Annotated in this window: 17 protein-coding genes and 2 pseudogenes; 13 read left to right on the top strand and 6 right to left on the bottom strand. The window is 40.5% G+C overall.

What is annotated here, in order from left to right; all coding sequences use genetic code 11:
* Positions 1-493 precede the first annotated feature (493 nt).
* Positions 494-996 (top strand): annotated as a pseudogene (locus JOC94_RS01675) (GyrI-like domain-containing protein); the annotation flags it as partial.
* A gap of 415 nt (positions 997-1,411) precedes the next feature.
* Here the strand turns inward: JOC94_RS01675 and JOC94_RS01670 are convergent.
* The 4 genes from JOC94_RS01670 to JOC94_RS01655 all read right to left on the bottom strand — a co-directional run bounded on the left by JOC94_RS01670 (position 1,412) and on the right by JOC94_RS01655 (position 5,764).
* Positions 1,412-2,440 carry a serine hydrolase domain-containing protein gene (locus JOC94_RS01670; protein WP_205178131.1) on the bottom strand — a complete coding sequence of 343 codons (1,029 nt, stop codon included), beginning with the start codon at positions 2,438-2,440 and terminating at the stop codon, positions 1,412-1,414.
* Positions 2,437-3,033: a TetR/AcrR family transcriptional regulator gene (locus JOC94_RS01665; RefSeq protein ID WP_205178129.1), complete on the bottom strand. Its 597-nt coding sequence runs from the start codon at positions 3,031-3,033 to the stop codon at positions 2,437-2,439. The genes JOC94_RS01670 and JOC94_RS01665 overlap by 4 nt, the downstream gene beginning before the upstream one ends.
* A 434-nt stretch (positions 3,034-3,467) precedes the next feature.
* Entirely contained in the window at positions 3,468-3,668 is a 201-nt protein-coding gene (locus JOC94_RS01660) for a hypothetical protein (protein WP_205178127.1), read from the bottom strand.
* Positions 3,669-4,261: 593 nt separating this feature from the next.
* Entirely contained in the window at positions 4,262-5,764 is a 1,503-nt protein-coding gene (locus JOC94_RS01655) for a CapA family protein (protein ID WP_205178125.1), read from the bottom strand.
* A 408-nt stretch (positions 5,765-6,172) separates the two neighbouring features.
* On the opposite strand from JOC94_RS01655, the gene JOC94_RS01650 reads away from it, so the two are divergent.
* The 6 genes from JOC94_RS01650 to JOC94_RS01625 all read left to right on the top strand — a co-directional run bounded on the left by JOC94_RS01650 (position 6,173) and on the right by JOC94_RS01625 (position 13,117).
* Positions 6,173-6,607 (top strand): VOC family protein, encoded by a 435-nt coding sequence (locus JOC94_RS01650; protein ID WP_205178123.1) that lies wholly within the window; start codon positions 6,173-6,175, stop codon positions 6,605-6,607.
* A 214-nt stretch (positions 6,608-6,821) separates the two neighbouring features.
* Positions 6,822-7,508 (top strand): hypothetical protein, encoded by a 687-nt coding sequence (locus JOC94_RS01645; protein ID WP_205178121.1) that lies wholly within the window; start codon positions 6,822-6,824, stop codon positions 7,506-7,508.
* Positions 7,509-8,165: 657 nt separating this feature from the next.
* Positions 8,166-9,005: a CPBP family intramembrane glutamic endopeptidase gene (locus JOC94_RS01640; protein ID WP_205178119.1), complete on the top strand. Its 840-nt coding sequence runs from the start codon at positions 8,166-8,168 to the stop codon at positions 9,003-9,005.
* Positions 9,006-9,436: 431 nt separating this feature from the next.
* Positions 9,437-11,344 (top strand): sensor histidine kinase, encoded by a 1,908-nt coding sequence (locus JOC94_RS01635; RefSeq protein WP_205178116.1) that lies wholly within the window; start codon positions 9,437-9,439, stop codon positions 11,342-11,344.
* Complete coding sequence (locus JOC94_RS01630; RefSeq protein WP_205178114.1) at positions 11,310-11,933, top strand: response regulator transcription factor; 624 nt, start codon at positions 11,310-11,312, stop codon at positions 11,931-11,933. Before JOC94_RS01635 ends, JOC94_RS01630 begins: the two co-directional genes overlap by 35 nt.
* Positions 11,934-12,676: 743 nt before the next feature.
* Positions 12,677-13,117: a GNAT family N-acetyltransferase gene (locus JOC94_RS01625; protein ID WP_077114260.1), complete on the top strand. Its 441-nt coding sequence runs from the start codon at positions 12,677-12,679 to the stop codon at positions 13,115-13,117.
* 866 nt (positions 13,118-13,983) lie between these two features.
* On the opposite strand, the gene JOC94_RS01620 is transcribed toward JOC94_RS01625, so the two are convergent.
* The gene (locus JOC94_RS01620; RefSeq protein WP_083717771.1) at positions 13,984-14,418 is read right to left on the bottom strand and encodes a PaaI family thioesterase; all 435 of its coding nucleotides are present in this window, start codon (positions 14,416-14,418) and stop codon (positions 13,984-13,986) included.
* 2,599 nt (positions 14,419-17,017) lie between these two features.
* A complete protein-coding gene (locus JOC94_RS01615; protein WP_077114258.1) occupies positions 17,018-18,190 on the bottom strand; it encodes an MFS transporter in 1,173 nt (390 codons plus the stop codon).
* A gap of 371 nt (positions 18,191-18,561) precedes the next feature.
* Here JOC94_RS01615 and JOC94_RS01610 point away from each other — a divergent pair.
* From JOC94_RS01610 to JOC94_RS01585, 6 genes and pseudogenes are all read left to right on the top strand, one after another.
* Positions 18,562-18,900 (top strand): annotated as a pseudogene (locus JOC94_RS01610) (MazG nucleotide pyrophosphohydrolase domain-containing protein).
* Positions 18,897-19,469 (top strand): LOG family protein, encoded by a 573-nt coding sequence (locus JOC94_RS01605; protein ID WP_205178112.1) that lies wholly within the window; start codon positions 18,897-18,899, stop codon positions 19,467-19,469. The pseudogene JOC94_RS01610 and the gene JOC94_RS01605 overlap by 4 nt, the downstream one beginning before the upstream one ends.
* A 1,539-nt stretch (positions 19,470-21,008) precedes the next feature.
* Positions 21,009-21,563, top strand: coding sequence for a delta-aminolevulinic acid dehydratase (locus JOC94_RS01600; protein ID WP_205178110.1), 555 nt, complete (start codon positions 21,009-21,011; stop codon positions 21,561-21,563).
* 190 nt (positions 21,564-21,753) lie between these two features.
* Entirely contained in the window at positions 21,754-21,912 is a 159-nt protein-coding gene (locus JOC94_RS01595) for a hypothetical protein (RefSeq protein ID WP_171974069.1), read from the top strand.
* A gap of 235 nt (positions 21,913-22,147) precedes the next feature.
* Positions 22,148-23,662 (top strand): AbgT family transporter, encoded by a 1,515-nt coding sequence (locus tag JOC94_RS01590; protein WP_205178108.1) that lies wholly within the window; start codon positions 22,148-22,150, stop codon positions 23,660-23,662.
* Positions 23,663-23,694: 32 nt separating this feature from the next.
* A partial coding sequence (locus JOC94_RS01585) for a TolB-like translocation protein (RefSeq protein ID WP_205178106.1) occupies positions 23,695-24,555 on the top strand: 861 nt, incomplete at its 3' end.

The following is a 24,555-nucleotide window of genomic DNA, read 5'->3' as shown; positions in this document are numbered from 1 at the left end:
GACCCACGACATAAGTAAGGAACCTTATTTCATTTGTTTGTATTATAGCATGTGAGTCAAAGAATTGGGATGCTTAAAAATGGGTGTCACACAATTCGATTATGGTGATTATTCAAGTAGATTGCTTCGTTGGTTCCTAATACTTACTATTCATCCCCTGCCGCATGCGATTGGATATTTGGAATACGGTTTAAGAAGCACTTCTTACGATGAATGTAAAGGATCGTAGATAGGGAAATTTCAAAAGCAATCTTACAGTATTGGCTTAGTTTAAGGATTAGAAAGCAATATGTTGGAAAGCATCGAGGTAAAATATTTGTCACTAGTTCCTATATGAGAAGACATTTTTCAATCTATTTTTCCAAAATGGACAAAATGCAGACGTATTGAAAAGGAGGGTATATATTTTTGGGATATATTTGCAGCCATGATGCTTGCTTCATACATTTTGGATATAGCCAATTACATACTTAAGCTTGTCAAAGACTTTCTTCAAATTTCAATAAAAGGAGATACGAGATGGAGTATCGAATTCAGAAGCTTGATTTTGAATTAAGGATTGTAGGGAAGGGCAAGTCAGTGAAGACAAATAGCGCTTTTAAAACTATTCCTACTCTTTGGAATAACGCCAAAAAAGATGGTTTTACGCAGCAGTTGATAGATATGTCCTGGGAAAATCCAAAATGTACACTTGAAAGTCTTTTGGGGGTTTGCGGTAACGAAGCAGCCATCATGGATGAAGAATTCACGTATTTTATGGGAGTACGCTACGATGGAGATGTCCCTAATGATATGGAGAGCCTTTCTATTACCCATGCTGATTGGGCAGTTTTTCCGAATATAGCGGAAGTAAGGAAACGTTTATATGCCGAATGGGTTCCCGCTTCTGGATACGAACTTGCCGACATACCTTGTATCGAATGTTTTTACCCGCCAAAGCACAAACCAAGAAACGAACTGTGGGTACCAGTATTGCCTAAAAATAGTAACAAATAATAAAAGCGGCTGTTTAAAAAGTTCAATTTAGAGTAAGTGCACTAAAATGTAAAACCCAAGAATGTTGATTTTACGGCAATCTTGGGTTTGGTTTTTTAGTTTTCAAGCTGCAACATGACTTTTCTGACGACCCCTTTTTACCTTCATAGGGCTGTTTGAGTAAATGGGACATTTGAATGTCTATCAAACTTAGAATTGACGTTGGCTCGTGGCCAGGACGGCGCGTTCCCCAAAGAAAATTGGTCTAAGTGGGAGAAAACGGCACCTAAATGCCCGATTGGTTCAACTAACATTCAGTAGGAGATGGAAGAAAACTACTACTGAATGAAGTTTCACTTTATCCGCGTATATCATTTGCGGCAAACCGACAAAGTGTCCAGGAATCCTGTTATGGGACATGCTACACGATTACCCTCTAGGCCGACTTCTTAATTTTATTCATTAACCGCGCAGCGGCGCTATGTCCTGTAACTTCATTAACTGTGCCTGTAAAATAAAGATCTTTCTCGGGATCATGGAATGCGAAAGCCCCCGATTGGCCCCAATGTCCCAGCAATCCCTTTTTTAGCCCCCTTAATGACAAGGGTTGCCGGGATATTCCGACTCCGTAATAAAAGGTGCCCGGTAAAAAGAGGAGATTCCAGTTTTTTTGCAGCTCGGACAATTCTTGCCTCGAGAAGAAATGCCCGTTGAAAAAAGCTTTTAAAAAAGTCATCGTGTCTTTCGCGGTGGCGACGATTCCTCCTTCCGAAGCAATTGATGCCATGTAGCAGGGCAGATGGAGCGGTTTCGATTTATAGTAGAGAGGAACTGGACGCGAGTCGTTCACATCCTCGAATACATACGTTTCCTCTAGCCCGAGCTCGTCAAAAATAAACTGTTTAAACACATCTTTGACGCTTGTGCCTGTTACTGCTTCGATGATAATGCCTAATAACTGGTAATTGGTGTCGGAGTATTGTGCCTTTCCTTTTTGTCCCGGCATAAATCTAGGCTTTTTTTGTTTGATCAGCGTGAGCGTCTTCTCCAATGACCACGCTTGATCTTTACCGCTAAGAAATTCGCTAAAGACATCATTTGAGAAGTAATCGGGCAATCCGCTTGTATTGGACATGAGATGTTTAATCGTAATGGCTTGTGTGTAATCGATTCCTTTATAGACATGGAGGCCGCTTGTCATGTCCGTGGGGAGATATCTGCTTATTTTATCTTCTAGCCGCAAACGGTTTTGCGCTCTTAATCTCAACATGACCGCAGTAACATACAATTTCGTGACGCTTGCGAGAAAGTAGAAATCAGAAGGCTGGATGTTTCCCGCACTGCTGGTGAAAGACAATGCGCCGCTTCCATTTTCTACGCAAATCACGGCACCGTGGATGTTTTTTCTGGAAATGACCTTGGACATGTACGCATCAAGAAGCGACTGTGTCAGCTTATGATTCATCGTAAATTTTCCCCCTCTGACATTTGGTTACTTTGGCGTAAACGTGCGGCGGTGATGACATCATCCGCGGTGCGGTCAAGCATTTCTATCATTTTCTCCTCGTTAAAGTCGTCAGGCAGCAAGTCGTTTGCTACCATCACCGACAAACCGGTTTGAAAAATTTGCATCTTGAGCAAAATTTGCTTTAGCTCCTCATCGGAAAAGCCTTTAAGAAGCGGATCGCTCTTCATCTGCTGAACCAAGATGTTCACGTGGTCTTCATTGTGCTTCATATGACTATTGTTTTTCATAACCAAATCTCTGAACAGTACACTGTATTCTTTTGCGAAACGAATACTTGCGATTCCGATGTCGCGGAACGGCTCTCCCGATTGCTGTTCGCTTAACAATTGCCTTGACACTTCCAAGGTTTTAGCTACGACCTCTTGAATCAATTGTTCGACATCCGTGAAGTTAACGTAAATTGGAGCGATAGAACTGCCTAATTTTGCGGCTATTTTTCGGATCGTGATGGCGTCAATTCCTTCGGCTTTGGCAATCTCGAATGCGGTATCGATAATTTTTTGCCGTGTAAATTTTTTCGGCGGGGCCATCGTTAAATCTCCTTTCTCTTATATAAAACATGTAATATGTATCGGGTGATATGTATTATTATAATGCTTAGTAATTCATTTTGCCATCGTTTTTTCATCAGTAAAAAAATTTCCCTTGGCACTTGACCTAGGAAAATTGCTTCCGTCCGCACCCGATCCTCAAGGTTCTCTTAATGAACAGAGAGGTGATAGGTCAAGAAATGCTCGGGCAGATAGTGGCTGCCACTTTTTCGGGAAGGATGCATTGTGAAGGGAAAACGGAAGAAATTGAGAAGAGATTCATTATTGGCAGAACATCTTTTAGCCGACGAACAAATCAACATTCATTGCGGGCATTGCTGACATTCGCAAGACATGCTCATGAAAGTGTATATATCCCTTTAATATCAATTCATCGGGTTTATTTTAAATCAGAAGATCGAGCAATAAACATGTTAATATTGCTTTAAATTACAGAGTTCTTTTACTTTTATGGAAGCGACTTCCCCACAATCTTGGCAATAGGTGAGCAGGATTGGTGAACCTGTTGTTAGCTTTTTGTTCACTGGTCTGATATTTGCATAGCCATGTCCCAATTGCCCTACAGCAAAGGAAGAACCTCCACATGATTTACATGTTAATGTTTGATCACTCATTAAAATCACCTCCCCAATCTTATTTAATATGTAATACGAATATACAATATGTAAGTTTCAATTTTTTCAAGAAACACCAAGCTGGCCAATTTTCACAAGCGATGAAGCAGGAGAACCATCCCTTTGTTTCAAAGAGAATAAAGTTTTGAAAAGATAAGGGGATTAGATGGTTTGGATCTTGGCTCGCTTTATTTAATATGGCAATGCAGTTGGAAGTCTCATTCATGGATTTAAGTATAAATAAGCTCGAAGTTATTCTCTTTTCATCCAGTGAGCTTTACTGCAAGCTAGAATGTGTCCTTTTTAATAAAGGGAGGGTGGGGGGATTTGCTGCTGTTCGGATTGCTATTGTTGATCGTTTCTTGAGAAATTTGTTACATGAAGCACGATAGTAGGTCTTTTACTAAAATGAAGCATACTTTGATCATTGTAAATGATGAATGAGCGATCGTTTTGTTATTAAACATAGGGGCTATCAAGTGTTTTTCACAGGAAAAAAGCTATTCTGTTAGTGCTTCTCATTATTGCGATTTTATAAAACGAATATATAAGGGCTGTCCGCAAGCCTGAGTAACCGGCTTTTGGACAGCTCATTATTTAGTTTCCTTTTCAAGAAAAGGGTCAAAATAATCAATCTCACTGACACCATTCGGGATAAGGGTGCTTATCCTCGTTAATTCATCCACGATTTCCTTCGCTTTCTCGCCAAATACCGGGAGCGGCTGATAGTTATTTTCTGTTTCGCTATTATTTGAATTTTCGAGAGCCGGGGCAATTCTCAGCCCTTTTGTGACTACCGAACCGTTTTCCTTTGCAAAGGTGAGACGGAAGATCGCTGTTTCACGTGATTTTAATGTTGGGTCGGCACCAAACGCATAGTCTCCCATGCTGTATATGATATACTTCCCATTGTACTTTTCAATGCTTTGCAAACAATGAGGATGATGGCCGACGATAATATCAGCTCCGGCATCCAAAGCGGCACGACCGAATTTGGTTTGATAGGCAACGGGTGTTTGCTTGTATTCAATTCCCCAATGCATATTGACGATCACTAAATTATCTTTTCTTTTATATTTTTTAACATCCTTAATAATATTGTGGAGGTATGTATCGGCAGATTTTCTGTAGCGGTAATCGTAACCTAGAAAAACTGTTTCAATATCTTTAATGTTTACAATGAGCGGCATACCTTCATTAAAAACAGCCACATCTTGTTCCTCAAAAGCTTTTAATGTATCATGATATCCCGCCTCAAAATAATCCATTGTATGATTGTTTGCCAAATTAGCCGCTTCTATTCCGCTTGCCGGTAAAAAGGCCGCATACTTGGGATGGCTTTTAATTCTCCACATTTTTTGTTGGGCCTTCGTCTCCGTTGTAAAAGCACTTTCCGCATTGATCACGGTGTAGTCATCGGAATGAAACCATGGAAGGCTGTTTTTATATACATATTGATTATCACCATTATTCTTTTCAAACACATAATCGAACTGCAAATGCTCAGGGGCTTCCGGATATGTGCCGAACGAATTATCGCCCACCATGCTAATCGTAATTTCTTCAGGCTTCCTTTGTCCCTGCTCGTAATTAGCCGCCGCGGCATAAAACCACACGAATTGATCGATTTCTTCCAAACTTAGTGAAGAATCTGTTTCTTTTAATTTTTCCAGAGCAGTGAGATAGTCTGGATACACCTGACCCAACACTTTTTCATCAGTATCCGCCTTTCGATAGGAATGAACAGCTTCTAAAGAGGAGTTTAACATTTTCATATATTGTCCAATGACATCATCCTTCATCTTGTATTGATTGATTTGAGACATTAATTTTTTCATTTTTTGTTCTGCTTCAGCTGATCCGCCCGAAGAGGCGACCAGCTTTAAAACCTCATCGGCTTGTTTAGAGAGACTTTCAACAGCTTCTTTGGTAAGAACTGGTTTTTCTATTTTCTTATTGGCACTCTGAACATCAGATATTGCTGGCTTATTTTCTGTAACAATCGAAATAATAATGCCTATCCCAAGCAACGTGACAAAAATTGTCAGTAATCCCCTTTTTCTTAGTTTCCATCTTCTTATTCTTTTCCTGGTCATCGTTTTCCCTTCCTATTCTTTCAATTCTCAGCCAATTGGACAACCCATCCCACTTTTATTTCAAGAAATTTCGGTGTTTTCTGTAAAGAGGTGTAGAGCAAACTTCAAGTAATTCCTTGGGGCCGCAAAAACTGCTGTACTTGAATTCTATTAATGAAACATTTTTAGTATTTTGACCAATATGAGCAAATATAGGCCTTATGAATCAGCTCTATTGTACCTCAAGCTTGCTGTTTATGCATCAAAATCTTTCCTAAAAGGGAAAAAATTAAGTATTTATCCATGGATTGGAATATCCAACATAAGAATGATTATTAGGCATGTCTGTTCAATATGGAAATGCCTGCTTGACCCCCACGCTGCGTAATAGTTTATATTCGACTTATCTTAATCATGGAGGGAAACACAATGGAATTTTATCCTATGCCTTTTTTTGTAAAGCTCTTTGTCAGTCATATGGAAACTTCTCTGTCTTGGTACAAAAATGTGCTTGGCTTTGAACCTGTATTTGAGTTGCCGGACAAAGATGGAAATGTTGTAATGGCACATATTCGAGGTAAAAAGTATCAAGACATCTTGTTGGTGTTAGAGTCGGAGGAAAATGACAAGAGTTCTAATGGGAAGGGAGTTGTTTTACATTTTTCAGTGGAAGATGTTGATTTGTATGCTGAAAAAGCAAGTGCGGCCAACGCCTTCATTGTGGAAGGTCCTATTGATCGTCCCTGGAACGCACGTGAGCTTACGTTGAGAGATCTTGATGGTTATGTAATCACACTTTCAATGAGGATAGACAGGGAAAAGACGTTTGATGATGTTGTGAGCCAAGTGCAAAGTACATTTTAGGTATATTGAAAAACGAGTGATTTTCCTTATTTTCCCCATGAAATTTATTTTAGCAGGAGAGGTAATATCTCTCCTGCTAGATTGGTATGCGTGGCAGCTATTCCAGTGAAAATGATAGTAACGTTAAAAACAAATTCCTGAACTATCAAAAAATTTAACTATATAGTAAAATGGAGTTTATATTCAGTGAGCCATTTAAAGGGGGTTGATATTTTTGCAAATAAAATTACTCACGTTACAAACAAATAAATTGGAACAAATGAAACGATTTTATACGCGAGATTTAGAGTTTTCTATGTGTGCGGAAGGGCCAAATAGTTTTCAAATTCAAGCGGGAACAAGCATTTTAGAATTTACGAATGAAAATGTGGTGGGGGAACCATATTATCACTTTGCTTTCAATATTCCAGCCAATCAATTTCAAGAAGCAAAGGCATGGTTGAAAGGAAAAACAACGCTTTTACTAGAAGACGGAGAAGACGAGGCAGACTTTTCATTTTGGCCTGCACATGCTTGTTATTGTACAGATCCAGCCGGAAATATAGTAGAATTCATTGCTCGATATCATGTAAATCCAATTTGTGAATCCCCATTTTCAATAAATAATATTTTAAATATCAGTGAAATTGGTTTAGTTGTACAAGATGCACCAAGGGTCGGTGAGCGCTTGAAAAAAATCAACATATTTGAAAGTGATCATGATCCGATTACGAACTCTTCTTTAAGTTTTATGCAAGAAATTGAAAATGGCGTTTTTATTCTATTAACGGGTGTAGGGAGAAGATGGCTGTTTTCGGAAAAGACATCCGCCATTTTTCCAATGGAAATAACACTTGATAAACAAACTGTTTTAGGTGTGAATGAGGAATCTGAATTTTTTATTGAAAATACGATGATATAGCCTGGCTTTCAGAGGGAAGAAGAGAGATTATTAAATTCAACTCGTTAATAATTTTTCATTGGCGTGTAAAAGGATATTAAAAATCGTTATGACTTGCGATTTATGCTGAATTGTTTAAAGTTTAATAGCCACCTATCCGGTTTGGGATAGGTGGTTATTACGTTTGTAAAGAAAAATGAACGATTATTATCAATCCCGAAGCGGTAGATTGCGGAATAGAATGCGACGTTCTTTGCGCACCGAAGGCTGGGGTATTTCAATCCATGAGAGGAAAATTGGTTTTTGCCGACAAACGGAACGATCGTTGCTAACTACTCTGGAGAAATCGCTCTAATCCCGTTTGCGATATTCCTGCTATTCGGGTTACGAGCTAGGCTGGCGAGCCTGGTCCAAGCCCAGTTAGGTAAGAAGGGAATCGGCTCGTGTTTTCAAACTCTAAAGGGCGCAACGGGAATAGATTGAAGTGGCATCAAGAACACCATGGCACAGAATTCGATGATGTTGGAAGCGCATGTAATGAAGGTCTCATAGCAGATTGAAGCTAGGCATTTTATTGCGTGATCACGCAAAAAAAATGCGTGAGCATGTCTAAAATTGACGGGAAATACGGATTCATCTGTCGGCGAACTCCGGTATGATCAAGGAGCGTAAAAATAAATGAACGCTTACTTTGATCTTATTTGGAGGGATCTCGTCATGTCCACGATTTATCAAAAATTGGCCGGTTTTTTCAACCTGTCTGATCCGAAATATGTCCGTTTCGTCCGAAAGTATGAAGCCAAAACGAAGAAAGAAATTGCCTTCTACCTGTTTTTAGGATTGTTACCCGGTCTGCTAGCGTACCTGTTTACTTATCCGTTGCGCGAGCCCATTATGGAGTGGACAGGTTTATCCGCGTTATATGTACAATTTCTAGCGCTCGTCATTATGTCCTTTGGCTGGCATTTGTTCGTTCCGTTCCTCATGCTGCGTTACAAGGACGGACTATCGTTCAAGGAATCACTCGTATATCTTGGCTTCGCCAGGCTTGACCTGAAAGGCTTGCTAATTGTCTTTCCAATCTTGACGATACTGTTCACTCTCATATCGTTGCCTTATATGAAATACGTGTTTCCACCGTTGTTTGATTGGTTGAACGGCTTCCCGGCGTTCCATATGGGAGAGTGGCATATTTTCAATCAGGGGTATTATGACTTTCCTTGGTTGTTGCTGTTGATTGGTCTGGTTGGCAACTTCATCGGCGAGGAAGTCTATTTTCGCGGCTATTTATTAAGAAAAGTGGGTCGCCTCAGGTTTGATTGGATGTGGATCGCTATCATTTTCCAACTCTATCATATGTGGCAAATCCCGATGAATTGGGCGTTCGTACCGCTTGCCATCTTTATCCCGGAAGAAATATTGGTTAAGTTGCGCAAAAATATTTACGGCGCTATCCTGTTGCATCTGTTCGTAAACTTTGTATGGGGGATGATTACGCTGTATCTTGTTGGCGTCTAAATCATGTTGGTGTAATGCATCATCAGGCATTTCATGGCTGTCGGAAAGATGGTACACTCGAAAAGGGGTGATGCAATTTGCCGAAAATTGTTCGCAAATACAATTTGGCCGTATACGGATCGGCCCTGCTTTTCTTAATTGTTGCGGCTTATATTCATACTGCTACACTGCAGAATCCATATACGGGCTTACTGTTCCGCGAAGATGCGGGCGTCTGGACCGTCGTCTCCATCGATCCCGCCGGTCAGGCGGAAGAATGGGACGTGCGCATAGGCGACCGCCTGATGGCCGTTGACGGTAAACAACCGGATTTAATGAAGCTTGGCGACCGCGCATATCTAAAGCGTTCGGGGACGCTTCTATTCAAGCGTAACGGCATGGGGCGCTTCGAAGTCCGGAACGACGCGGCGGCGACGGACGTATACAAGGGCATGTTCGCCGTCAGTGCGGAGCTGGCTCTAATCGTCATCGGGCTGATGGCTTATCGGAACAAGCCCGAATCTTATATGGTGCGCCGCTTTTACGCGCTAAATATATTCATGGCAGCCACACTGCTATTCGTCTATTCGACTGAAACGGCACTTACCGGATTGGTTTTGCCCGTTGTTGCAAGTTGGCTACCTTACATGCTGTTTGCTTTCTTTGTACCCTTCGTATTTCGTTCAGTCCCTGGTTGGATCGGTTCGGCGATGGCGGCCTATCGGGTACTGGCTGCCTTATTCGCTGTGTATGTTTTGCTCGTCTTCGCCTGGGGAGCCATTCCGTGGTGGACCCGGAGCGTCCTTCATGCCACTCTCATCGGCACATTGCTTGCTATATTCGCGATTGCAGCTGCGTATTGGCGCGTGATGGATCGCGCTGAGAAGAATCGGCTGCTTACATTTGTTGCCGCGCTGGCATTCGGCTTGCTGCCGTACCTGTTTTTGTACGCGCTGCCCGACCTGTTATGGGGAGAATACATAGCGCTGCCGGATATGACGCTGGCAGGTCTCATCGTTCTCCCCGCTGCTATATTATTGCTGTGGGCCAGGCAGAAGCTGCTCGACATACGTTTCTATCTTCCCCGCTTGGCTATTCATAGTCTGTATGCAGGAATTGCGACGATGCTGATTGCCGCACTTGTCCGGAGCAGTGCCTCCCCCGCAACACTTGCGTTGTGCGGCGGGTTCGTTGTCCTGACACTGCTTCATCAGCTCAGCCTTAACCGCTTCAAACGACAACGCGAGCGAAGGGAAGACCGGCTTGACCGGCAGCGGCTAGAGATGTCGATTCGATTTGCTGAGCATCGCAATAGTCATGATTTATTGCGAATGCCTGCAGAGCTTATTCATAGCGTGACAGATATTGAAGGGCTGTGTTTCGTCTGGTATCGCGGGGATGACGCAGTTGTATATGGAACCGGGCCATACACTCAGATTGCGGAGCTTCCCGATCCCCGCAAATCTATCTCGGGCATCTTTGCGCAGGTGATGGACTTAATGCAGCCTGATGGGACGGTTATCGGCTTTTTAGGGCTTGGCTCGAAAACAAATAACACCTCCTTTACCCCCGAGGAGCTTGGCCTGATCGACAAGGTGAAGTTGGAAACCGTCCGCTTGTTGACGGGAGCCGCCTTACTTGACGAGCTTCGCGGAGCACAAAGCGGGCTGCCTGGGGAAACCTCAGAATACCATTTGTTGGAAGCACAACAGGCGGAGCGAGTACGAATGTCATACTATCTGCATGATCATATTTTACAAAATCTAATTTTCCTAACACGCGATTTGGAAGAATTACATGATACTGGACAAAGTGAAAAGCGGCTAACCGCCGTTTGGTTGAAATGTTTGTATGATACGCAGCATGACATCCGTATGTTGTGTGATGATCTGTACCCGCACATTGTTGATCAGGCGGGACTGGGCACGGCGATGCGCTGGCTTACACGTATCGTAAAGGAGAATGGGGGACCGCCGATCAAGTTGGATAACAGGCTACCAGAATCATTGCCTCCGTTATATAAGATGACGCTGTTCCGCATTGTTCGTGAACTTGTCAATAATGCGGTCAAGCATGCGAAGGCCGACAAATTAGAGATTAAGTTATGGGAAACTGATGAAGCATTCTGTGGACAGGTCAGCGACGATGGCATTGGGTTCGACCCGGAAAATGTAAGCGGCATTCGGACAGGTCCTCAAGGATTCGGACTAGTCACAATTGGCAGTCAGGTCGCCCAATTTGGAGGCGGAATTGATATTGATTCGGGAGTTGGGCACGGAACGATTGTCCGGATTCGACTGCCGAAACAGGGAGGTGAAGCGAAAGATGGAACCGCCGATCAAAGTTCTGTTGCTAGATGATCATCCGTTGGTTATGGAAGGATTGAAGAATCGGCTGGAAAGGGAGCCGGATATGCGGGTCATTGGGACATTTAGTGAGCCACACGAACTGCTCAGGCGTATCGGCACACTTAATCCGGATGTCGCCGTGATCGACATTTCAATGCCCGGCATGAATGGGTTTGACCTGGCGACGGAATTGAAGCGGACTTACGACATGGCAATCAAGCTGATTGTGCTATCGGGGTATGTCTATGATGAATATGTGCATAAAGCTTACGAGCTGGGTATTCACGCTTATTTATCCAAACAGGCGACCTATCCGCAAATTATCAATGCCATTCGGCAGAGCATGCTCGGACTTCGGCTGGTGCCGGAGAGAATGGCCGCCCTGCCAGGGTCCAATCATTTGACGCCGACGGAGAGGGAAGTGCTAAAGAAGGTCGCGCTAGAGAAAACAAATAAAGAAATTGCCAGGGAGCTGGCGATGAGCCAGCGCACGGTAGAGTATCATATGGCGGCTATTAACCGAAAACTTGACGTCAGGACAAGGGTTGGAGCGGTCGCCAAGGGCTATGAGCTGGGATTGCTGGAAAGGTTATACGACTGAGGTTGACGGTTGACAGCCAGGGCAAAGCGCCCATATTAATATTAGATACGATATAGAGACAACACACTGTTTGTTTGATAGATATAGAGCGACTATTCATTAATATCATATCCATATTTTTCATGCGCTTGCCGCCATAAATCGCGATACAGACTAATTTGATCCGGTATTAACTAAGTAAAGTAAGATCCCGCGTTTCAAGAAATCGAAATCGGCTGCCATTAAAAGCCCGATTCTTTCTATTAATAATTAGTGAAGGACTGAGGTTCGCAGACCAAAAACAGCGACATCGTGTGGCAACCCGCATTTTGTGATTGAAGCTGGAGGGCATTTGGCTTTTTTCACAACAGTCCATAATAACGCAAACAAATGGAAAAAGTAGAAACCAATAGCAGGTAGGCTGGCGCATGATATTAAATGGAAAAATCAAACAAATTAACTCATAAACGAAAAAGTTCCAATGAGCCTGTTTCTGGATGATATCTCGATCAATAAATTTCATATAAATACACAAAGCGAAAGTTATAGAAGGAATTCGTCTCCTTGTGTCGAATTATATGAAAGTACAAAATAGGGAGATCGTTCTCTTTTTATCATTGTACAGTTTAGTGTTGGTATCCATCTTATGAGGAGTGATGTGGTATGTATATGAAATCAATAAGGTGCTTCATCAGTAGTACATCATAATGTAGTAGAGAATTCATCGCAATGGATTTCTCTACTAAAGGGGAGGAATCCGAGATTTGATTAGTTTGAAATTGATTGATGAGAGTAATTGGGAAGATTGTATTGAACTAAAGCCTAAGCAAGAACAGGAAGTGTTTATTGCCTCGAATCTGTATTCTATTGCTGAAAGTAAATTTTTTCCGAATTTGGAAATAAAGGCAATCTATTATGAGGAGAAGATGATCGGTTTCGCAATGTACGGATTAGATTCCGATGATGGGAACTATTGGATATACAGATTCATGATTGATGAGCGATTTCAAGGTCGCGGATATGGCAAGAGTGCGATGAAATTGGTCATTCAAGACATCGAGAGCAGAGAAGATCGAACTGATGTCATATGGCTTGGGTATCACGTGAACAACGAGCAAGGAAGAAAGCTATATGCGAGCTTGGGTTTTCAAGAAGCAGGGATAGCTGATTGGGGAGAAATGTTGGCAAAATATAGTTTTCGTTAGCAGTTTGATGAGAGAATAAGTAACGTAACAACATAATCGTGCTAAGGGCGGCATGTCGCCCTTAGCCCTTAGAATAAAGTCTATAGTGACGGGGCTGAGATACAGTGATTTTTATCCCGCATAAGGTGCCGTAAGACTCCCCTTCAAGACCTGAATAGATACAAAAGGTCTAAGTGGGAGAAAACGGCACCTAAATGCCCGATTGGTTCAACTAACATTCAGTAGGAGATGGAAGAAAACGCCTACTGAATGAAGTTTCACTTTATAAGTTCAGACCTAATCATAGTTGGGGCGAACTAAAACCAAGAAAGGTTTGGAGATTCGCAAATCTGGTCGCCCCCACATGACTTACATGAATAAGCAAGTTTTACTGCAGTGACTCCATTGAACGTAGAGGTTCATCCACTAATGCTTCATAAAAAGATCAATTGACACATGCGTTGAAAAGCTATAGTTCTTTCATATCAGAATAGACAGACCAAAAGTTTTTTAACAAGCTGTTTGTTCACCCTCGTTGTCACCCTATTTTAAAATGAAAAGTCAACTGATTCCCTGAGAGTTTAAAGTTTTTCTAGAAGGCATAACGAGTATTCTTTTCTTCATAAGCTGGTGCGCCGAGACTCATGGCAGATGGTAGAAAAGTCATTTTATACCCCTTTTCTTCAACGTTCCCCATCTTTTCGAATCTGTAACTAAATCACAAACCATATGAATTGCCGTTATATAATGTAATTATCGGCAACAAAAATCATATAAGATGAGTGATCCTTTTCTTTTACAATTTGTTTGACGAAACACAAATAAAAGAATCCAAATGAGTAAGTACATATTTGCGAGATTTTTAATTCTTTAGGTATATGTATAGTTCAACTATTGTTATTTGCTGTTGGGTCCATGGTCACGATTGTACCTTGTGCGGTGGCACAAGTTTTCTTTTCGCCATGATGCAGTACTTGTACATCACAACGGCATACAGCTTGCCGTTTTCCGGCATGAATAACAGTGCCGATCGCAATGATTTTTTCACCTACCGCTGGCCTCAAGTAATTAATTTTGTATTCTGAAGTCAAAACATGCGGTCCTAAAACAGAGCCACCGACAAAAGTTAGCGCGTTGTCCGCGGCATAGCTTAAAACACCACCATGCACAAACCCATTTTGCTGCAACAAACTATCTTTTATTGGTATTTCCAAAATAACTTCCCCTGCCGCAAACTTTGTGAGAGTGGCACCAATCAGTTTACTAAATGATTGCGCTTCCAATATCTGTTTCCCTAAATTGATGAGATTTCGATTTTCCACTATAAAACCTCCCTTAGATCAATCTCTTATTTTGCAGACAGTCATTTTCCGATTTTACAATGTGAAGTGGGAAAAGGTAAAGAGGGAATGAGTTGACCGAAAAACCTATGGATATTTGCTCCTTATTGCCGAAGCAACGCACATAAAAGCAACTCAATAAGAAATTTGAAAATTTCATATAATAATTTTAACATAAAGATGTTATTAAAGGGAGTTACTCATGAAAATTATAGAATAGAAGAGAAAAGTAAAAGATAGATTTAGCTAAGGAAGCAAAAGTAGTAGTGATAATTTGCGGAGAAAAGCTACTGAATCATTAGCAAAGCAGGGAGAGCTTCTGAATCCGATAACGTAAAACTTGGCTTGATTTTTAAATGATATCTTTAAAATAATGGTCGTGGAGGTATCCTACAAGGCAGTGTTCTTGACAGTTATTCGCTCATCATAAATTGAATAACATCGATAATTGAAAACTTGCTGTAGATGAATTAGTGTGCCAGGCGATTTTTTTCAAGTATCATGATTTAATGAGCGAACTCAATCATTATTATGCCGTTATAACAACTGTTTGCGCTTTATTGTCAAACAGTTTATAGATTGCAGGAAGCCGTGATGAACCTGATAAGTGGTTCATTCACGGCTTTTTTTGTGTGTTCTGGAAACGGCGTTTAAGAAAAATGGAGGTTAACATGACTCATTATTTAGAAGCGGATATTTTAGTAAAGATATCAATTCACGCACTGATGTAGAGTGCGACATACAAGTGGCAAATTATCTGATTTAATTGATACAATTTCAATCCACGCACTCATATAGTGTGCGACTCTATTGTTTCATCATAAATAACAAAAGTTTCCAATTTCAATCCACGCACTCATATAGAGTGCGACAGCGAAAATCTCCTAATAAAAGGGAAATCATTTCCTGAATCTAGTAGAATAAACTATTTTTTGGGTGTTTCGCCTATCTTCTTTTCAATTTTACCATATATTTTCGTATTATACTGGGTTTTTTTGGTGCGGATCCCCTAGGGATTTTATGTTTGCTTGGATCCGCACCAAAGCTTACACCCTTCTTATTTCGCTTTTTTAATAAAAAAATCATTTCTAGTCCCTAAGAGTCCTAGTATTAAAAGTTCAATCCTCTTTTTACGAAATGGATTTTAATCAAGTGCTCATCCATCAAACCAGAGCCATTCCTGAGGCATTCATCCACGCACTCAAGTAGAGTGCGAAGAGTATATCGTGCTATACTCTTGATTTCAATCCACGCACTCAAGTAGAGTGCGACAAAACAATAAAATAGAAAAAATAGAAAAATTTAAATGTCAATCCACGCACTCATGTAGAGTGCGACAATAGCCAATGCGTTTCGGCCAGGTTTAAGTGTAAAATTTCAATCCACGCACTCACATGGAGTGCGACGATAATATGCTATTCGGATTCGCCGATAAACTGACGATTTCAATCCACGCACTCACATGGAGTGCGACAGCGAAAATTTCCTAATAAAAGGGAAATCATTTCCTGAATCTAGTAGAATAAACTATTTTTTGGGTGTTTCGCCTATCTTTTTTTCAATTTTACCATATATTTACGTATTATACTGGGTTTTTTTTGGTGCGGGTCCCCTGGAGATTTTATGTTCGCTTGGGGTCCGCACCAAAGTTTACGTTCAATTTTTTATGAGCTGGCGTTTCTCTTTCTAATTAAAATTATGTCCCGTTCTTCATTAAAGTCCCAGAATCAGTTCAATCCTTTTTTGAACTACTGTATTACCATCCAGTCCTCATACAAAGTGCGAGCGGTATTCAAAGCTTCATTTTCACGGCATTAACAATTTCAACCCCGAATTCCAATTGAAGGAGAGCGCTTAGTGAGATTGTTTCGCTTGTTTTTTGCAAAATTGCACGAAGTGAAATGAGTTTCTATGGATTTATTATTTTCAAAAAACCCATTATCAACACTGACGTAAAGCTATAAAATATCAATTTTGTAAAATACCTCATAATACGTAAGAACGCTATATTATATGAAGAAATTTGCCAAGATCGTGCCGTCCAATGAGGATTATTAAGAAAACGTTTATCAGAACGTTGGTATCTTGCTTGTCCAGCGGAGATGAGCGAAAAGCAGCCATTTGAAAATTGGAAGGTACAGGGCTCAAAAGGAGGAGATTCACATACTCCTTCTTTTACCCCGCATGAAACGGTAGTAGGACTCCCGCTTAAAGTGATCGTAAATTAGAAAGGCTTATCCCGGAAAACAACGGCAATAGAAGCCCGATTGATTCGGGTAGACATGAAAAGTAAAAACTTTGGCAGGACAATCGCATGTTCTTCAAGGATGAATCACAAAGGCGTGGTGACGGATAGGCGTACGAGCGCCAGCGACGCGGCAGGACAAGGAAAGCTTCGACAACATTGTCAACGACCAAAAGGAAAGCTTTTTCGATGATGTCGCTGTTTGAGCTTGCCGACAGGGCGCTTTCGATCTTGGCCTTTGTTCTGATTTCTATCAGTGGGGGCGCGGACTAATAACGCCCATCATGTGTTAATGTCTGCATGAACTATGTTCGCCTAATCCCGGTTATGTTTGTGTCATGAATTGGATAAATCTTCAACTTTTTTTGTCATGACGGTTAGCGTCATACCAACTACCAGCATGCAAGCCGCGATGATCGTAATCCACATGTAGCTTACCTCGCCATGCAGCAGGAACGTTCCCAATGTAGCGCCTATGCTATTGGCTAAATTAAAGGCTGATGCAGCGATTGTACCCGATAGAGAGGGGGCTTCTTTGCCGCCAATAATAATCTTTGAGTTGAGAATGGTTGCTGTTCCAAATGTTCCGGCCCCAAACAAAAAGCTCATGACCAATGCCAATGGAGTTATACGGATCACAAATGTAAATGCGGCTAGTGTCAGGGCTAAGATGGCTAATGAGAAAGCCAATCTTTTCGTTAACAAGCCGGTGCGAATTCCACCGGACATAAAATTCCCAATCACTGCACCGAGACCGAAGCAGAAAAAGGCAGTTGTAATGCCGGTAATGCCAAATCCCGCATATTCACGCAACATCGGTTCGATAAATGTATAGGCAGTAAAAGCGCCGGAATATCCACATATGATAATGGCCAAGACAAGGAGGACATGTTTATTTTTAAAAATACGCAGCTCGGTCTTTACATTAGGGGGCGTTCCTGGTTTGAGATCAGGTGTATATGCGATTAAGCCAATGAATGCCAGCACCCCGAGGAAGACAATGAACCAAAATACGTAGCGCCAATCTAAAATTCCGCCTAGGTAAGAACCAAAAGGCACACCTAGCATAATTGCTATTGTCAAACCTCCTTGCACCGCGGCAATCGCACTTGTTCCTTTTTCCGGAGGTGAAATGTTATAAGCAATTGACATACATAGCCCAAAAAATGGAGCATGCATAGCCGCCGAAAATAACCGGGATAGTAATAACACTTCAAAATTGGCTGCCGTTGCCGCCATCACGTTGCTGCATATAAATATGGCCATGAGTCCAATCAGCAGTGGCTTTGGAGCAAGTTTGATCGTCACGATCCGTAATAATGGGCCAAAGATGGCTACACCGATAGCGTAAACACTTAATAACAATCCGGTGGTAGAGACAGATACATGTAAATCGGAAGAAAATTGGGTAAGCAAACCGGTTACGACGTATTCGGTCATCCCGATGGCAAAGGTTGAAATCATAAAGATGATTAAAACGATATGTCTGGATGCGGTAATACGCTTCATGATCCAAACCTCCTTTGCTTCTAATCAAGCCAAGGGTGACATAATAATATAAAATTATTTTCGTGTCTATATTTTTTTGTTAAAAAAACGTTAAGATATGATGAAGATCATCTCTTGCAGATCAGATCGCTCATTGTAACGTCGGGTGTGTACTAATGTAAGGAACAATTTTTAGTTGACCATTTCCTATCAATCAAACTCATTTTCGAAGGAAGGAAAATGAAATAAGAATCTTCTCCTTTTTCCAGCCGTAGTAAACAAGAGGGGAGCTTTCTAACTAACTATTATGAAAGAACTATTCTTCTAAGTATCTATATATTGTGTTATGCTAAATAAGGCTTAACTATAGGTTGAAAATGGAGAGCCTGAAGTTGAATGCGAGAGATTTCCAAAAATGGATACGGGATTATTATCAACAAAGAGGCTGGTCTGATCTAGATATCTTTGTGCGGATTGGTTTTTTATCAGAAGAAACGGGGAAGTAGCGAGGGCTATTAATTAGAGCACTGGAAATAGGCAGAGACAGGCCGGATGAAGCCGATTATCCGTATGAGGAACATAAGAAAAATTTAACAGAAGAATTGGGCGATGTATTGGGAAACGCCGTTGTTATTGCTAATAAATACGATATAGATATTGAAGAAATTTTTTTACTACATAAGGAAAAATTGTCCAAAAGGTATCAAAACAGTAAAGGTGATGTGTCATGAAATTGAATAGTTTAGCAGTGTTTTGCGGTTCAAGTACAGGGAAGAATAGCATGTATGTGGATTACGCAAAAAAGTTTGGTGAAAAGTTGGCCTCTAGTAATAGAACGTTAGTGTATGGCGGTGCTCAGGTCGGTTGTATGGGGGCATTAGCGGATTCAGCCCTTCATCATGGGGGAGAAGTCATTGGTGTCATACCGAAGAAGCTCATAGATGTAGAAATAGCCCATAATCATTTAACTCAACTTTATGTGGTAGAAACGATGCATGAGCGCAAAGCAAAAATGGCGGAGCTAGCCAATGGATTTATTGCTCTTCCTGGGAGCGCAGGAACATTAGAGGAATGGTTTGAGGTGTTTACTTGGGCACAACTTGGTTATCACCAAAAACCATGTGGCTTATTAAATATAAATGGATTTTTCGACCCATTAATTTCCATGTTAAACCATATTATTGATGAGGGATTTATGAATCCAAAATATAATGATTTGATTATTATTGATTCTGATATAAACGACTTATTAGAAAAAATGGAGCACTATTCTCCAACGACCACGACGAAATGGGAATAAACAATCCCTCTTTCGGGATTGCCGCTGATATCCATTTGTTTATAAACTCGGCAATACAAACAGGAATACAAATGAATTTTGAATAAAAAATTTAAATCTCTATAAAACTTTCTCAAAGAGAACGATTGGATATAGAGAAAATTGATTATTTTTTAATCTAAAATACTTCCTGCCTCTGACTGGATTCCTAGCCAATCCAGTCTTTTTAGATTTATCCCGCATCAACTACAGCACGCTCCCTCGTTAAAAAGAGTGGGGCAACTGCCAGTAAAACTCCGATTTGTTCAGGTCGACAATCGATATTACGCTTAGAAAAAGCGTAAGCTTTTTCGAGGTCGTCGCTACTTGAGTTTGCCAACAGGACGCTTTCGCTCTTAGCCTTTGTTTTGCTCTTCATCAGTGGAGATTCGCAGAAGTAAGAATGTTACGTCTGACTGACCACATTCTGTGACCCAATCCTCCGCTTGAAGTTCGCTTTATTGCAAATGATTTTTTTAAAAATAGGAAGGGGAATGTAAAACTGTATGTATTCGGGTGAGACTATTTGTATAAATCAATCGTATTTATGGGTGAATTTATATTTGGAAGTGGGAACATGTTTTCGATAAATGAACTAACTCAATTGCATTTCAAGACAAGCCATTTTTAGTAACGTTATTGGTCATCTTGTTTTATTAGTTATTGTAACTGGATTGATATGGGCAAGTTATCAGTTTGCATGGTGTCATTAGGATTGCTGTTATTTTTTGGTGTTGAGCGGCTTAGTGCTTATTTCCGATATTTTCTTCAACCCTTTATTATATAAATATTGGAGTGACAAATGCTAGGTAGGATCGAATTGATTAAGGAAAGGAAATTTTAATGGAAGAACTTGAATAATTCTTATCTAAAAAGAGAAACGTCAGTTCGTATAAAATAAAACGTAGACTTGGTGCGGACCCCAAGCGAACATAAAATCTCCAGGGGACCCGCACCAAAAAAACCCAGTATAATACGTAAATATATGGTAAAATTGAAAAGAACGTAGGCGAAAATCCTAACAAACAGGTTATTCTACTAGATTTAGGGACTTATTTTCCTTTTATTAGGAAATTTTCGCTGTCGCACTCTATATGAGTGCGTGGATTAAAATGGCTCTGGTGTGCGCCACTCCATGATTGAATGTTATTGATGTTGTACGCATCATTTGTTTTCCAGCTCGACGTGCTCCATGTGGATAAAATAAAAGTTGGTTTGATTTAAGTAAATGCCACGCAATAAAAGGGAAACGTCAAGGAGAGTATAATAATGTCATTTGGGAAATAGTGGATTTAAACTACGGACATTGTAACTACTTTGATCTCGTACATTTTTAAAAAAGCATATGTTCAGGCGATCATTCGCTACAAAAAATTCATGTTTGATCGAATGATATAATTGGTAAAAAGTGGGCGTTCATTTGTATAATGGCTTTATTCCCTCTGATGATGAATCTGATTGTTTTGATAAATAGAATCCGTCTGTCGGGGGCTGTATATTTTGTAAAAAGGGAGATGGCAGATGAGTAAACCGGAGTTATATGTAAGTTTAGTTGTAGGCCCAGATTGTGATTTGGAATCATTTGCTCTTCGGACAGCATTAGAATCTTTTGGAGCCAGGGTTATTGTACACTGGATAGGGCGGCCAAATGATCTGGTGGATGTGTTGTCCGGTGAGGATCTGGATCACAGGGTTGATTATCTCATTTTGAATTTTCATGGGGACGAAGAAAGGTTTTGTTTGCCTGAACTTGGTGAGGAAGTCTATGAACCTGGTGAGCCTCGGGGAGAATTTTTTGATCAACACGATGTGATGCGTTATACAAGCTTAAAAAATGTGAAGGTGATCGCTTCGGGCTGTACATTGGGAGCAGAAGCGCTTGCGAAAGCATTTCTTCATTGTGGTTGTCGTTCTTATATGGGACCTGATGATTATATAGATGGCAACGCCAATTTAATGTTTCTTTTAAGATTTATGTATGAGGTCATACAGAATAAAAAAAGTCAGCTAGAAGCGTTTGAGATCGCAAAATCGATGGATGAGGAAACTTCTATGTACCGACTTTATGTATCGTAAATCTTTTGGTTTTTCTTCAATCTCATATTTTTTTATTTGAACTGGATCCAATAGGGGTTCAGTTTATTTTTTTATCTGGTGTTCATTGGCAGTAAGTCCCATGAAGAATCGATATGAAACGTGAAGATCAATAGCCAGTAAACGCACGATTGTTTTTTAGTCTATCATGTTTTCGGAAGGTGGTGAGGCGATGGCCGATCACAATGATATTTTTCAGGATGTAAACGCGGAGTTGAGAGTCACACTGAAAGAGCCATGGAAAGTTTGTCAAGCATTTCTAGTCATGCTTTTCGAATTCGTCCGTCCAACCGTTTTACTTTTGGCGGACATGGCGCATTATTCAAATTAGATTTTACCAGTATCAGTGGTGTTTTGCCATTATACGAATGATACGATGCGCTCTTACGCAGTATCCATTTCACTTACAGCAAATTGTCAATTTGCAAAAAGTCTCTAATTAAAAAAGAAATTCCCTCTTTTCAATTTTTGAAAAATAGGTATAATGAATATAATTATGGAATAGATACTGAAAATATTCCATAATTAATTAATTGTCTAAAAGGGGATTAAAGGAGGATGTGAAAATGGTAAGCGCTTTAAACAAATTTATGTTGAAATTTTTAAATTTTGTTGAAAAGGTAGGAAATAAGTTCCCTCATCCATTTATGATTTTTATCTATTTAATAGTGGGGTTATTGATCATTGCTGAAATGGCGAGTTTTTTGGGTGTCTCGGTGGTTCATCCGAGAACTCAAGAAACTATGAAAATTAAAAGCTTCTTTTCAAAAGATGGGGTACAATTCATTTTTGGTGATATGATTACGAACTTCACAAGCTTTTATCCGCTTGGAGTTGTTTTAGTATTGATTTTGGGAATTGGGATGGCTCAGAAGGCGGGACTTTTAGATGCGTTTATGAAAAGGATGATTTTAGGGGCGCCAAAGCGGGTTGTTCCTTATGCGGTTGTTTTTACAGGAATAATAGGAAATTTGGCTTCTGATGCAGCATTTGTGATTATCCCTCCTTTGGCAGGAATGGCATTTTATGCACTTGGCAGACATCCGCTTGCAGGAATGGCAGCGGGATTTGCCGGCGGGGGAGCAGGATTTACCGCCAATATTTTCGTGGCGGGTACGGATGCCCTTTTATCCGGTATTTCAACTGAAGTAGCGAAAAGTATAGATGAGACTTTGGTTGTTACATCTGTAGACAATTATTTTTTTATGGCGACATCCGTTGTACTTCTTACTTTTTTAGGCGGGCTTGTCACTGAAAAAATAATTGAGCCGCGACTGGGAGAATTTAAGGGGACAAAGGCTCAAGATGAATTTTCCATTTCCGCCATTGAAAAGAAAGGACTGCTCGCAGCCGGCATAAGCGGATTTATATATATTGGTTTGGTATTATGTCTTATTTTACCAGGAAATTCACCGTTGCGGAATGATGATGGGGGACTGATTCCATCTCCTTTTTTAAGCTCAATCGTACCATTTATTTTTTTGTTTTTTGTTGTGGTGTCTATAGCTTACGGAATTAAAGTCAAGAAAATAAAAACAAGCGCGGATGTGCCCAAGTTGATGACAGAAGCAATCATGGATATATCCGGATATATTGTTCTTGTATTTGTTGCTGCGCAATTTATAGCTTATTTTAATTGGTCAAACTTGGGTATATGGCTGGGAGTAAATGGGGCAGAGCTTTTACAAGATTTACATTTAACCGGCCTGCCTGTTATCGTTGGGTTTATCCTTCTGACCGCTTTTCTAAATCTTTTCATATTTGGTGGATCGGAAAAGTGGCTGATTATGGCTCCTATTTTTATTCCGATGCTTACGATTGTTAATTACCATCCTGCTTTTATTCAATTGGCTTATAGAATTGGAGACTCATCAACGAATATCATTACACCATTGAATGTGTACGTACCCATGCTTCTTACATTTATGAAGCAATATGATCACAAAGCAGGATTTGGGACACTTTTATCACTCATGATGCCTTATTCAATAATATTTTTATTTTCTTGGATTGTGATGTTCGTTCTCTGGAGTATTGCGGGCTTGCCGATCGGTCCGGGAGTTAATCAATTTTTAAATTAACAGATATTTCATTCAAAAGGTGAGGAGTCAAATTGAAAACAATCGAACCTATCTTACAGATTGGACAAGTTCTAAAGAAAACAATTGCATACCATAACGGCTTTTACTTCATTTGTGATCTTTCGGAAACACCTCAAGTGTGGTATGAATCATCGGGGAAAAAAAGACAAGTAACCGAGATTAATGGCAGGGTGAATCAATTCGTATTTTCGCCCGATGGAAAGAAAATGGTGATTTTATTTGATGTGGATGGAAAAGAAATGGATCAAATCACAATGCTTGATTTGAAAGTAAATACGTATACACCAATTGCGATAGATCATCCATATTTTCACTTTTTTGGTGCGTGGTCACCAGATGGAAAGCAGTTGGTTTACACCAGGGTCCATGAAGAACAAGGATTGTTTGAACTCATGGTCTATGATGCATCATCCGGAAGAAATGAGAAGATTTACTCAAGCCCTTCTAAGCTGGTGCCCGTTAAATGGTTCGATAACACCCTTTTACTGAAGGAAGAACACACTCTTATCCACCATCAGTTACATGTATTTGACCTGCAAGTAAACGAGCTGAAACAACATTTGCTTCCGAGACCTGCCCGCTGTTATGGCGCAGACATTGATGAACATACAAATCATTTATATGTTGCGGTTGATTTGGAGGGGGAATTTACCAGTGTGAACAAATATCAGCTGAAGAGCGGCGAAAAGCAAGTATTAGTACAGGCTGAATGGGATATCGTTGATTTTAAGCGGTCTCCTGATGGAGAAAAGCTGGCCTTTGTGACCAATGAAAATGAGTCAAGTCCACATTTATGTGTAAAAGTTTTCGACCTTTGCATAATGTTAAATTTGTGTATTCATCAAAGCACAGCCACAGCGAAGCTGCTTGCC

This window comes from Siminovitchia thermophila (genome assembly GCF_016909185.1).
In the GTDB taxonomy this organism is placed as follows: domain Bacteria; phylum Bacillota; class Bacilli; order Bacillales; family Bacillaceae_C; genus Siminovitchia; species Siminovitchia thermophila.
Note: the sequence above shows the minus strand (reverse complement) of the source record. Positions and strands in the feature narration are given on the sequence as shown.

Excerpts from the sequence above, each read along its gene's own strand:
- JOC94_RS01605 (WP_205178112.1), top strand. The coding sequence starts at position 18,897 with ATGAAATTGAATAGTTTAGCAGTGTTTTGCGGTTCAAGTACAGGGAAG.
- JOC94_RS01600 (WP_205178110.1), top strand. The coding sequence starts at position 21,009 with ATGAGTAAACCGGAGTTATATGTAAGTTTAGTTGTAGGCCCAGATTGT.
- JOC94_RS01670 (WP_205178131.1), bottom strand. The coding sequence starts at position 2,440 with ATGAATCATAAGCTGACACAGTCGCTTCTTGATGCGTACATGTCCAAG.
- JOC94_RS01650 (WP_205178123.1), top strand. The coding sequence starts at position 6,173 with ATGGAATTTTATCCTATGCCTTTTTTTGTAAAGCTCTTTGTCAGTCAT.
- JOC94_RS01640 (WP_205178119.1), top strand. The coding sequence starts at position 8,166 with ATGAACGCTTACTTTGATCTTATTTGGAGGGATCTCGTCATGTCCACG.
- JOC94_RS01635 (WP_205178116.1), top strand. The coding sequence starts at position 9,437 with ATGTTCGCCGTCAGTGCGGAGCTGGCTCTAATCGTCATCGGGCTGATG.
- JOC94_RS01665 (WP_205178129.1), bottom strand. The coding sequence starts at position 3,033 with ATGGCCCCGCCGAAAAAATTTACACGGCAAAAAATTATCGATACCGCA.
- JOC94_RS01630 (WP_205178114.1), top strand. The coding sequence starts at position 11,310 with ATGGAACCGCCGATCAAAGTTCTGTTGCTAGATGATCATCCGTTGGTT.
- JOC94_RS01655 (WP_205178125.1), bottom strand. The coding sequence starts at position 5,764 with ATGACCAGGAAAAGAATAAGAAGATGGAAACTAAGAAAAAGGGGATTA.
- JOC94_RS01660 (WP_205178127.1), bottom strand. The coding sequence starts at position 3,668 with ATGAGTGATCAAACATTAACATGTAAATCATGTGGAGGTTCTTCCTTT.
- JOC94_RS01615 (WP_077114258.1), bottom strand. The coding sequence starts at position 18,190 with ATGAAGCGTATTACCGCATCCAGACATATCGTTTTAATCATCTTTATG.
- JOC94_RS01590 (WP_205178108.1), top strand. The coding sequence starts at position 22,148 with ATGGTAAGCGCTTTAAACAAATTTATGTTGAAATTTTTAAATTTTGTT.
- JOC94_RS01595 (WP_171974069.1), top strand. The coding sequence starts at position 21,754 with ATGGCCGATCACAATGATATTTTTCAGGATGTAAACGCGGAGTTGAGA.